Annotated in this window: 11 protein-coding genes and 1 pseudogene; 5 read left to right on the top strand and 7 right to left on the bottom strand. The window is 71.8% G+C overall.

Features of this window, described 5'->3' with window-relative positions; translation table 11 throughout:
- Positions 1–16: 16 nt before the first annotated feature.
- From ACIQGV_RS39825 to ACIQGV_RS39810, 4 genes are read right to left on the bottom strand one after another with little or no spacing between them, the layout of a single operon-like run.
- Positions 17–223, bottom strand: a complete 207-nt coding sequence (locus ACIQGV_RS39825) for a DUF397 domain-containing protein (RefSeq protein ID WP_402504465.1) — start codon at positions 221–223, stop codon at positions 17–19.
- Positions 220–435 (bottom strand): DUF397 domain-containing protein, encoded by a 216-nt coding sequence (locus ACIQGV_RS39820; RefSeq protein ID WP_402504462.1) that lies wholly within the window; start codon positions 433–435, stop codon positions 220–222. Before ACIQGV_RS39820 ends, ACIQGV_RS39825 begins: the two co-directional genes overlap by 4 nt.
- Positions 432–623: a DUF397 domain-containing protein gene (locus ACIQGV_RS39815; RefSeq protein ID WP_402504459.1), complete on the bottom strand. Its 192-nt coding sequence runs from the start codon at positions 621–623 to the stop codon at positions 432–434. Before ACIQGV_RS39815 ends, ACIQGV_RS39820 begins: the two co-directional genes overlap by 4 nt.
- On the bottom strand, positions 620–1,456 hold the full coding sequence (locus ACIQGV_RS39810) for a helix-turn-helix transcriptional regulator (RefSeq protein WP_402504457.1): 837 nt from the start codon (positions 1,454–1,456) through the stop codon (positions 620–622). Before ACIQGV_RS39810 ends, ACIQGV_RS39815 begins: the two co-directional genes overlap by 4 nt.
- Positions 1,457–1,614: 158 nt before the next feature.
- Here ACIQGV_RS39810 and ACIQGV_RS39805 point away from each other — a divergent pair, with 158 nt between their 5' ends.
- From ACIQGV_RS39805 to ACIQGV_RS39790, 4 genes are all read left to right on the top strand, one after another.
- Complete coding sequence (locus ACIQGV_RS39805) at positions 1,615–2,052, top strand: ATP-binding protein (protein WP_402504454.1); 438 nt, start codon at positions 1,615–1,617, stop codon at positions 2,050–2,052.
- A gap of 308 nt (positions 2,053–2,360) precedes the next feature.
- Complete coding sequence (locus ACIQGV_RS39800; RefSeq protein WP_402504451.1) at positions 2,361–3,386, top strand: helix-turn-helix domain-containing protein; 1,026 nt, start codon at positions 2,361–2,363, stop codon at positions 3,384–3,386.
- A 63-nt stretch (positions 3,387–3,449) separates the two neighbouring features.
- On the top strand, positions 3,450–4,451 hold the full coding sequence (gene hemB / locus ACIQGV_RS39795) for a porphobilinogen synthase (protein WP_402504448.1): 1,002 nt from the start codon (positions 3,450–3,452) through the stop codon (positions 4,449–4,451).
- 120 nt (positions 4,452–4,571) lie between these two features.
- Positions 4,572–5,768 (top strand): PLP-dependent aminotransferase family protein, encoded by a 1,197-nt coding sequence (locus tag ACIQGV_RS39790; RefSeq protein WP_402504443.1) that lies wholly within the window; start codon positions 4,572–4,574, stop codon positions 5,766–5,768.
- Positions 5,769–5,796: 28 nt separating this feature from the next.
- Here ACIQGV_RS39790 and ACIQGV_RS39785 read toward each other — a convergent pair whose 3' ends face one another.
- A complete protein-coding gene (locus ACIQGV_RS39785) occupies positions 5,797–6,621 on the bottom strand; it encodes a DUF4253 domain-containing protein (protein ID WP_402504440.1) in 825 nt (274 codons plus the stop codon).
- Between the two features lie 248 nt (positions 6,622–6,869).
- Positions 6,870–8,627 (bottom strand): arginine--tRNA ligase, encoded by a 1,758-nt coding sequence (argS, locus tag ACIQGV_RS39780; protein WP_402504438.1) that lies wholly within the window; start codon positions 8,625–8,627, stop codon positions 6,870–6,872.
- 130 nt (positions 8,628–8,757) lie between these two features.
- On the opposite strand from argS, the gene lysS reads away from it, so the two are divergent.
- Entirely contained in the window at positions 8,758–10,500 is a 1,743-nt protein-coding gene (gene lysS / locus ACIQGV_RS39775; protein WP_402504435.1) for a lysine--tRNA ligase, read from the top strand.
- An 84-nt stretch (positions 10,501–10,584) separates the two neighbouring features.
- On the opposite strand, the pseudogene ACIQGV_RS39770 reads toward lysS, so the two are convergent.
- Positions 10,585–11,244: pseudogene (locus tag ACIQGV_RS39770) on the bottom strand (hypothetical protein); the annotation flags it as partial.

The following is an 11,244-nucleotide window of genomic DNA, read 5'->3' as shown; positions in this document are numbered from 1 at the left end:
CTCTGACTAGCCCGTGTCAGCGGTCGGCCGCGTGCGGCAGGAAGGCCGCCCAGGCGGTGGGGGCGAGCGTGAGGCGGGGGCCGTCGGGGTTCTTGGAGTCGCGGACGAGGACCCGCTCCCCATCAGGGGTTGCCACCTCGACGCAGTCGGGGCCTTCGTCGGTGCTGTAGCTGCTCTTTATCCACTCCGGCCCGGTGGGGGCTTCGGCAGCCTTGAGCGTCACGTCGTCGCCTCTCGGTCGCCTGTGTACGGCAGAAAGGCCGCCCAGCTGGCGGGGGTGAGGGCGAGGCGGGGGCCGTGGGGGTTCTTGGAGTCGCGGACGAGGACCCGGCCGGGGGCGGCCGCTACTTCGACGCAGGAAGGAGTGTCTGCGCCGCTGTAGCTGCTCTTCGTCCACTCCAGCCCGGTGGGGGCTTCGGAGGCACTGAGCGTCATGGTGTCGTCTCTCGGGCGCCCGCGTGGAGCAGGAACGCTGCCCAGGTGGCGGGGGTGAGGGCGAGGCGGGGACCGTCGGGGTTCTTGGAGTCGCGGACGAGGACCTGCTCCCGATCCGGGGTTGCCATCTCGACGCAGTCGGGGCCGTCGCCTGTGCTGTAGCTGCTCTTTATCCACTCCAGCTTCATGTCTCTCCAAGCCTCTTTTCGATGAGGGCCATCGACTCCCGTGGGCTGAGAGCCTGTGCCCGGATGATCCCATAGCGCATATCGAGGAGCTGAGCCTCTTTCGGATCGGCGATCACACGGCTGATGGGCTGTACCTCGATGTGCCCAACCGTGGTGCCGTCCTTGAGCCTGAGCAACCTGAACGATCCGTCGAGCCCCGAGTTCTCCTCACGGCCCAGCGGGAGTACCTGGAGGTCGACGTTTCTGAACGCGGCAACCTCCAAGAGCCGTTCCAGTTGTTCTCGCATGGCCATCTTGCCCCCGATGGGCCGACAGAGCGTCGACTCGCACTGGACAAAGCTGAAGACGGGCCTGGCTGTCGTCTCGTCGACGATCTCCTGACGCGCCACGCGCGCCGCCACTCGCCGTTCCAGCTCTTCTGCGGTGAATGGCGGGCGACGCGCACTGAAAACGGCACGCGCGTACTCCTTCGTCTGCAACAACCCATGAATCACCGAGTTGTTGTACGCGCACAGCTCGACCGCGTCCGCCTCCAGGCGCTTCAGGTCCCGGACCTTCTTCGGGTAGCGGACCTCCGCCAGGTCCTCCTTCAGCGCCGAGAGCCTGCCGTGCGCGCCGAGCGCCTCGTCAGCGCGGTCCAGGTACTCGGGGCGGGGGATCCGCCGACCCCGTTCCACCGAGGAGACCAGTTCCTCGCCGTACCCGATCGCCGCCCCGAACTCGGCCTGGGTGAGGCCCGCCGCCTCGCGCCAGAGTTTCAACTGGCGCTGGACTGCCCGTAGTAAGGCCCCGGCTTCCTCGTCGGCCTCCGGGCCCGCCTCCCAGTCGTTCATGTCCGCCGCCCTCCTCCGGTCCTTCCCGGTGCAACCGTCACGGCTCGTCGTGTGTCACCCCGGACGGCCCGGACGCGACCGGGCGTCACCCGGACAGCCACCGCCCGCACGGGCCACTCTTCTTCACAGGTTACGCAGGCGAGCTCACGCTGAGTGATGTGAATCAGCAAACCGAGCAGGCCCTTCAGGGCCGTTTCTCCGTGCCGTTGTCCGCCAGCCGGCGGGGTGCCCGTCTCGCGCGGTTGCTCGCGGTCGAGCAACTGCGGGAATGGGGCCTGCCGATGGACCCGGCGCGGCTCGTGGTCGCCGAACTCGCCGCGAACGCCGTCGTGCACGGGCGGGTTCCCGGGCGCGATTTCCGGCTCACCCTCTCGCTCCTCGCGCCCCGGACGCTACGGGTGGAGGTGACCGACGCCCGGGGCGATCAGTGGCCGAGCCGGGCGGGGGCGAAGGGGCCGGAGCCCGGGGAGTCGGGCTACGGTCTGCTGCTCGTCGGGGAGTTGGCGGACCGGTGGGGTGTGCGGTCGGGGCCGGTACCGTGCAAGGCGGTGTGGGCGGAACTCGATCTGGGACCTGATCCCGGGCACTCTCCGTGATCCTCGGAGACCTTCGGAGGCCGCCGCCCCGGAGTCCGCGAAACCGTCGACCGGACTTCCGGGCGCCGGGGCGGCGGGCGGTAAAAGACTAAAAACCCCAGGTAAAAACCTACCAACCAACCAAACCTCACCCCGATCACACGGCTGGGTGAACCTGGCCGGTGCGGCTGGCGCGTCGGTGGTCCGGGCGTGCATTCTCGGCACAGGCACCACTCGCAACTCCACAGCCCCGTAAACGAATTCGGCCCCCGCCGGGACTGCAATCCCAGGGCGAGGGCCTCACCATCAAGGAAGAAGAGACCTTCCCCATGGCTGATTCCAAGCCTAGTCCTGCCTCCCGTCCGAACGAGGAAGTTCGGCGATCCGACGCCCCGTCCGGGGTCACTCACGTACGGACGTACCAGTCCGGCACCTACACGGTCGTCGGCAATCACCTGGCCCAGCACCACGAGCTGTCGCTGACCGCGATCGGGCTGGCCGCCCACATCTTCTCGCTGCCCGAGGGCTCCCCCGTCGACATCCGCAGCCTCACCGACCGCTTCCCCGAGGGCCGGGACCGGATCACCTTCGCCCTGCGGGAGCTGGAGACCCACGGCTACCTGGCGCGGGTACGGGAGCGCACGGAGAACGGGCGGCTGTTCATCCGCACGTACGCGCACCACACACCTGGTGCCGCGTCGTCGTCCCCGGCGCCCGCCGCCCCTGTGGGCCTCCCCAGCGCCCGTTCTCGCGGCAAGGGCGCCGCTGTCCGCCGCTCGGGGGACGACCGGCAGGCACCTCAGGAGGACGACCGAGGGACGGACCGCGCCACGCCTCCCGCCCCGGCGCCTCCCGCCCCCGCGCCTCCCGCTTCTGCGCCTCCCGCTCCGGTGGCGAAGGCGCGGCAGGCCCGGCAGGCACCCGTGCGACCGGCGCCGCTCGACGCACGGCACGACAGAGCCGTCGCCCTCCTCGCGGGTCTGCGCCGGACCGACGACCGCCTCGTCCTCACCCAGCGGGACCTGCTGCGGCTCGCCCCCGCCGTCACGGCCTGGTTCGACCGGGGCGCCTCGGCCCTGGTCGTCCACCGGGCGCTGACGGACGACCTGCCGCAGGACATGCGGTACCCGGCCGGTGTCCTCGGGTACCGCCTGCGCGAACTGCTCCCCGCGGCACTACCGGCGGTCCCCGCGCCCCGTCCGGTGACGGACGACATCCCGGACATGCCCCGCCGCCCCCACCGCTTCCAGGACTGCGACGGCTGCGACCGCCCCTTCCGCGCCCCGGAGCCCGGCCTCTGCCGCGACTGCCGTCCCGGCGGGCCGGCGGTGCCCGCATCCTTCTGCGCCGCTTGAACGGGGCACGGGCCCGACGGGGCGTCGGCAAAGGCAGGGTTCGGGCGGGCGTAGCGTAGGCGTATGACGAAGTACGGATCTTTTCCCGGTACCCGTCCCCGGCGGCTGCGGACCATTCCCGTGATGCGGCGCATGGTCGCCGAGACCCGGCTGCACCCCGCCGACTTCATCCTCCCCGCGTTCGTGCGCGAGGGCGTGAGCGAGCCCGTGCCGATCGCCGCGATGCCCGGCGTGGTCCAGCACACGCGCGACAGCCTGAGGAAGGCCGCCGCCGAGGCGGTGGAGGCCGGGGTCTCCGGGATCATGCTGTTCGGCGTGCCGGAGGAGTCGAAGAAGGACGGCCTGGGGACGCCGGGGACCGACCCCGACGGGATTCTCCAGGTGGCCCTGCGGGACGTGCGGGCCGAGGTCGGCGACGACCTCCTCGTCATGTCCGACCTCTGTCTCGACGAGACCGTCGACCACGGCCACTGCGGGGTGCTCGACGCCGAAGGGCGCGTCGACAACGACGCCACCCTGGAGCGCTACGCCGAGATGGCGCAGGTCCAGGCCGACGCGGGCGCCCACGTCGTCGGGCCCAGCGGCATGATGGACGGGCAGATCGGGGTCGTCCGTGACGCCCTCGACCAGATCGGCCGGGACGACGTCGCGATCCTCGCCTACACCGCCAAGTACGCCTCCGCGTTCTACGGCCCCTTCCGGGAGGCCGTCGGCTCCTCGCTGAAGGGCGACCGCAAGACCTACCAGCAGGACCCCGCCAATGTGCGCGAGTCGCTGCGGGAGCTGGCCCTGGACCTGGAGGAGGGGGCCGACATGGTGATGGTCAAGCCCGCGGGCCCCTACCTCGACATCCTCGCGCGCGTCGCCGACGCGGTGGACGTGCCGGTCGCCGCCTACCAGATCTCCGGCGAGTACTCGATGATCGAGGCCGCCGCCGAGAAGGGCTGGATCGACCGCGACCGGGCGATCCTGGAGGCGCTCACCGGCATCAAGCGGGCCGGTGCGCGCACCATCCTGACGTACTGGGCCACCGAGGCCGCGCGGATGCTCGCCGCGCAGCGGTAGCCCCCGGCGTCGGCCGCAGGTCCGGTCCGGCGAGGTCCACATCCTGAAAGAGAAGTTGTAGGCGACACGAATTCCCTAGGCTGCGGGCACGAGCCGTCCCGCAGCCGAAGGAGCCGTCCCATGACCGCAGTTGTCGCCCCCGCCTCCCTTCCGCCGCTCGCCGCGCGCACGACGGCGGTCGGCGGGTCGCCGGTGCGGGACATCCTCGCGGTCACCGCGCGCCCCGACGTCATCAACTTCGCGGGCGGGCTGCCCGCACCGGAGCTGTTCGACCGCCGCGGCATCGCCACGGCCTTCCACGAGGTCCTCGAACAGACCCCGGCCCGGGCGCTCCAGTACTCCACCACCGAGGGCGAACCCTCCCTGCGTGCCGCGCTCGCCGAACGCGTCACCCGGCGGGGGCTGCCGACCGGGGCGGACGACCTGCTGATCACCACCGGCTCGCAGCAGGCGCTGTCCCTGCTCGCCACCGCCCTCCTCGACCCCGGCGACACCGTCCTGGTCGAGGACCCCTGCTATCTGGCGGCCCTGCAGGTCTTCGGCCTCGCGGGCGCGCGGGTCGTCGCCGTGCCGACCGACGCCGACGGCGTCGACCCGCAGGCCCTGGCCGAGCTGGTGCGCAGCGAGCGGCCCAAGCTGCTGTACACCGTGCCCACCTTCCAGAACCCCACCGGCCGCACCATGCCGGCCGGCCGCCGGGCCGCCGTGGCGGACGTGGCCGCACGGCACGGGCTGTGGATCGTCGAGGACGACCCGTACGGCGAGCTGCGCTACGACGGTGAGCCGGTGCCGTGGATCGCCTCCTGCGAGGGTGCCGCCGACCGGACCGTCCTGCTCGGCTCCTTCTCCAAGATCATGGCGCCTGGACTGCGCATCGGCTGGCTGCGCGCACCCGCCTCCCTGCGGCGGGCCTGCGCGGTCGCCAAGCAGGCCGCCGACCTGCACACGCCGACCCTCAACCAGCTCGCCGCCGCCCGGTACCTCGACGTCCTCGACGCCCATGTGGTCCGGGTGCGCGCCGTGTACGCCGAACGCCGTGACGCCATGGTCGCCGGGCTGCCCGCCGCGCTTCCGGAGGGCTCGGTCTGGACCCGCCCCGAGGGCGGCATGTTCCTGTGGGCCCGTCTTCCGGCCTCGTACGACACCACCGCCCTGCTCCCCGAGGTGGTCCGGCACGACGTGGCCTACGTCCCCGGGGCGCCCTTCTACGCCTCGGACCCCGACCGCTCGGCCTTGCGCCTGTGCTTCGTGACGCAGACGCCGGACGAGATCGCGGAGGGGCTGCGCCGGCTGGCGAAGGGGCTCGGGGGAGCGTAAGGGCCCGGGGGAACGCAGGGCGTGCGGCTCAGTCCCACCAGAAGGACCAGACGCGCTCGCCCACCAGGCCCTTCGCGTACTCCTGGAGGCCGCCCGGACCGTTCTGCGTGACGTTGTCCGGGCAGAACGCGTAGTGCTCCGCCGCCAGCGCCTCGGCCGCGCCCAGGTCGGCCGGCGGGGCGGCCACGGACACATGGAGCGTGTCGAAGCCGAGGGCGACCACCCGTATCCCGAAGCGGTCCTCCCAGGAGCGCAGCACCGCGCAGAGCCGGGCCACGTCGTTGTCGTGGTTGAGCGGGCCGGTCCAGCCGATCGCGGCCGGTATGTCGGCGGAGCGGCGGGCCGGGACGAGGGCCAGGTGCGGGCCGCGCAGCCACGAGCGGGTGCCGTCGCACAGGGAGTCGGCGACCTGGGCCGCGCACAGTCCCGGTTCGGCGGTCAGCCGGCCGGCGGGTGCGAGGCCGGGCCATTCGGGTCCGAACGGCCGGAACAGCTCGGCGAGTTCTTCGTCCCAGTGGTCGTCGTCGCCCTCCCAGTTCTCCGCGAGCACGTCCTCGGCGTCGTGATCCCCGGGATACGAGACCTCCCCGGGCTCCAACTGCCACTCGGCCGGGCCGCCCTGACGGTCCTCCAGGTCGACCAGGACCGGCAGCAGCCCCACCCGGGCCGCCGACCCGCCCAGCGACGCCCAGTGGCCGGGCCCGGCGGGTGTGCCCGCGTGCCACATCAGCGGCTCGGGCCACGGGCCGTCCTCGGTCGCGTCGAACAGTCTGCCCGGGGGCAGCTGGAGTCCGAGGGAACGCCCGCTCGGGTCCGCCGCCAGCGCGGGCAGCGGGTTCGGAAGAGTCGCCATGCCGGGGACTGTACGGGCCCCCACTGACAACGCCCCCGACAACGGGCCCCACGGACGACGGCCCCACGGACGACGGCCCCACGGACGACGGCCCCACGGACGACGGCCCCACGGACAACGGGCCCCACGGACGACGGCCCCACGGACGACGGCCCCACGGACGACGGCCCCACGGACGACGGCCCCACGGACGACGGCCCCCGCCGCGGCGGGCCGTCTCCGCGGGCGGCGGAGACGGCCGTCCTCCCTCAGAGGCGCTCGGGCGTCCTGATGCCCAGCAGGGCCATGCCCTGGTGCAGGGTGCGGGCGGTGAGGTCGCAGAGGAAGAGGCGGTTCTCGACCTGCTGGGGCGTCTCGGCCTTGAGGACCGGGCACTTGTCGTAGAACGACGTGTACAGCGACGCCAGCTGGTACAGGTACGCCGCCAGCTTGTGCGGGGCGTACTCCGCGGCTGCCTCGAAGACCGTGTCGCCGAAGGCGTCCAGGTGCAGGCCCAGCGCGCGCTCCGCCTCGTGCAGCTCCAGCTCCGGGTGGGCGGCGGGGCGGACCTCGCCGGCCTTGCGGAGGATGGACTGGATACGGGCGTAGGCGTACTGGAGGTACACGCTGGTGTCGCCGTTGAGCGAGACCATCTGGTCCAGGTCGAACTTGTAGTCGCGGTTCGGCGACGTCGACAGGTCCGCGTACTTCACCGCGCCGATGCCGACCTGCGCGGCCCGCTCCTGGATCTCGTCCTCGGTGAGGTCCTTCGCCTTGTCCCGGACGACCTCCGCGGCGCGCTGCACCGCCTCGTCGAGGAGGTCCTCCAGCCGCACGGTCTCGCCCTCACGCGTCTTGAAGGGCTTGCCGTCCGCGCCGAGCACGGTGCCGTAGCCCATGTTGTGCGCGGTGACGTCGTCGTTCAGCCAGCCGGCCCGGCGGGCCGTCTCGAGGACCATCCGGAAGTGCAGCGACTGGCGTACGTCGACGACGTACAGCAGCGTCGTGGCGTGCAGGCCGAGGACGCGGTCGCGGATCGCGGTCAGGTCGGAGGCCGCGTAGCCGAAACCGCCGTCGGCCTTCTGCACGATCAGCGGGACCGGCTGGTCGTCCTTGCCGCGGATCTCGTCGAAGAACACCACCAGCGCGCCCTCGGAGCGCACCGCGACACCCATCTCCTCCAGGAGGCGGGCGGTCTCGGGCATGCCCTCGTTGTACGCGGACTCGCCGACGATCTCCTCGTCGCGGATCTCCATGTCGAGCTTCTCGAAGACGGAGTAGAAGTAGACCTTCGACTCGTCCACGAACTGCTGCCACAGTTCGAGGGTCTCCTTGTCGCCGGACTGGAGGGCGACGACCCGCTTGCGGGCCCGCTCCTTGAAGTCCTCGTCCGCGTCGAAGAGCACGCGCGACGCCTTGTAGACACGGTTCAGGTTGCTCATCGCCTGCTCGCCGTCGACGTCGGCCGCGGGGGCCAGCTCGCCGGGGTGCTCGAACAGGTACTGGATGAGCATGCCGAACTGGGTGCCCCAGTCGCCGATGTGGTGCCGGCCGATCGTCTTCTCGCCGGTGAAGTCGAGCATGCCGCGCAGGGCGTCGCCGATCACCGCGGAGCGCAGGTGACCGACGTGCATCTCCTTCGCCACGTTCGGTTGGGCGTAGTCCACGACCGTGACGCCCGCGTTCTCCTTCAGCGGGACGCCGAGGCGCTCGCCGTCCGCGTGCCGCGCGGCGAGGTTCCCGGTGATCGCCCGGTCGGCGACGGTGATGTTGAGGAAGCCGGGGCCGGAGACCTCGACGTCCTCGATCACGGCGCCGGTGACGATGTTGCCGACCACCTGCGTCGCCAGCTCGCGCGGGTTCGCCTTCGCCTTCTTGGCCAGTGCCAGGATGCCGTTGGCCTGGAAGTCGGCCCGGTCGCTTCGTCGCAGCAGCGGGTCGACCCCGTCGGCCTCCGGCAGGGAGGTCGCGAGGGCGTCGGTGAGCTGCTGGTTGACGAGATCGGTGAGCGACGGGACCGAGGTCATGGGGTGAGAGCCGTTCTCCTCGTGGATTGACAGACCCGGCCAGTATCCCACGGAGGGTAAAGCCGTTTTCCCGGGCGCGTTCCCGTCTGGGAGAATGGATCGACCATCAGGCCATCAGTACACAGAGGACGTGCCGATCGTGGCTCAGAGCACCGAGACCACCGACTGGGTCTCCCGTTTCGCGGATGAGGTCATCGAGGAGTCGGAGCGCCGGGCCCCGGGCAAACCGGTCGTCGTCGCGTCGGGTCTCTCCCCGTCCGGCCCCATCCACCTCGGGAACCTCCGCGAGGTCATGACCCCGCATCTCGTCGCCGACGAGATCCGGCGCCGCGGTCACCAGGTGCGCCACCTCATCTCCTGGGACGACTACGACCGCTACCGCAAGGTCCCCGCGGGCATCGCGGGTGTCGACGAGTCCTGGGCCGAGCACATCGGCAAGCCGCTGACCTCGGTGCCGGCGCCGCAGGGCTCCGCGTACGCGAACTGGGCCGAGCACTTCAAGGCGGCGATGGCCGAGTCGCTGGCCGAGCTCGGCGTGGAGTTCGACGGGATCAGCCAGACGGAGCAGTACACCTCCGGCGTCTACCGCGAGCAGATCCTGCACGCCATGCGCCACCGCGGCGACATCGACGCGATCCTCGACCAGTACCGCACCAAGAAGGCCCCGGCCAAGAAGCAGCAGCAGAAGCCGGTCGACGAGGCCGAGCTGGAGGCCGCGGAGGGCTCCGGCGCCGCCGCCGAGGACGACGGCAGCTCCGGCTCCGCCGGGTACTTCCCGTACAAGCCGTACTGCGGCAACTGCGGCAAGGACCTGACGGCCGTCACGTCGTACGACGACGAGACCACCGAGCTGACGTACGCCTGCACGGCCTGCGGTTTCTCCGAGACGGTGCGGCTGAGCGAGTTCAACCGCGGCAAGCTGGTCTGGAAGGTCGACTGGCCGATGCGGTGGGCGTACGAGGGCGTGATCTTCGAGCCCAGCGGGGTCGACCACTCCTCGCCCGGCTCGTCCTTCCAGGTCGGCGGGCAGATCGTCGGCATCTTCGACGGCAGGCAGCCCATCGGGCCGATGTACGCCTTCGTGGGCATCTCCGGCATGGCGAAGATGTCGTCGTCCCGCGGCGGCGTGCCCACCCCGGGCGACGCGCTGAAGATCATGGAGCCGCAGATCCTGCGCTGGCTCTACGCCCGGCGCCGGCCGAACCAGTCCTTCAAGATCGCCTTCGACCAGGAGATCCAGCGGCTCTACGACGAGTGGGACAAGCTCGACGCCAAGGTCGCCGAGGGTTCCGTCCTGCCCGCCGACGCCGCCGCCCACTCCCGGGCCGTGCGCACCGCGGGCGGTGAGCTGCCGCGCACCACGCGGCCGCTGCCGTACCGCACCCTCGCCTCGGTCGCCGACATCACCGCCGGCCACGAGGACCAGGCCCTGCGCATCCTCAGCGAGCTCGACCCGGACAACCCGATCGGCTCCCTGGAGGAGGCCCGCCCGCGCTACGACAAGGCTGAGGCGTGGATCAACACCCACGTCCCCGCCGACCAGCGCACCATCGTGCGCGACGAGCCCGACGCCGAGCTGCTGAAGTCGCTCGACGAGGCGGGCCGTGAGTCCCTGCGGCTGCTGCTGGACGGACTCGCCTCGCACTGGTCGCTCGACGGGCTGACCCACCTCGTCTACGGCGTGCCCAAGGTCCAGGCCGGGTTCTCCGCGGACGCCACGCCCAAGGAGCTGCCGCCGGAGATCAAGACCGCCCAGCGGACGTTCTTCGCGCTGCTCTACCACCTGCTCGTCGGCCGGGACACCGGCCCGCGTCTGCCCACGCTGCTGCTGGCGGTGGGCCAGGAGCGGGTGCGGGTCCTGCTCGGGGAGTAGCCGCCCGCGCACCCGTCCCGTACGACGAAAGGGGCCCTCGACCGAGGGCCCCTTTCGTCATGTCCGGGTCGTGCCGGGCCGCCGTCAGGCGATGTGCTCCTCCTCCAGCTCCGCGTAGTGGCGGTTGGTGAAGCGGCTGACCATCTTCTTGGCCTCGTCCGGCGCGAGCGGCTGTCCGAACTGCGCCTCCACGTTGCCGCTGAACTCGCGGGGCGTGGGATAGCTGCCGTTGATCGACTGCTTGAAGAGCAGGTAGTACGACTCCTCGTCCGGCTCCGGACTGCCGCCGCCCTCGCCCAGCTCGCGCGTGCGGCCCGGGCCGGCCGGCACGGGGAAGCTGCCGGTCTCCTCGGCGGACGGCTCCGGTGCCTGCTCCGGCCCGTACGGAGGGCCGTACAGCTGCTCGTCGGGCGGGAACTCCTCGTACGGCGGCTCGTACAGCTCCGGGTCGAAGTCGGGGTCGTACCCGCCGTGGTACTCGACCGTGTGCGGGTCCCGGGCGTGCAGCCAGGGGTTCTGGTCGGGGTCCTGGTCCGGGTCCGGCACGGGCGCCGGGCGCTGCTGCGCGGGGGCCGCCTGGACCGCCGGGGCGGGTGCGGCCGCGGCGGCGAGCTGGGGCTGGGGCGCGGCCGGCGGGATCAGGGCGGGCTCGATGCCGGCGGCGGCGAGGCCGGCGGGGGCGGTCTCGGCCAGGGGGACGCCGTAGCGGGCCAGGCGCAGCGGCATCAGGGACTCCACGGGGGC

It is taken from the genome of Streptomyces sp. NPDC093094, from assembly GCF_044754345.1.
GTDB lineage: Bacteria > Actinomycetota > Actinomycetes > Streptomycetales > Streptomycetaceae > Streptomyces.
Note: the sequence above shows the minus strand (reverse complement) of the source record. Positions and strands in the feature narration are given on the sequence as shown.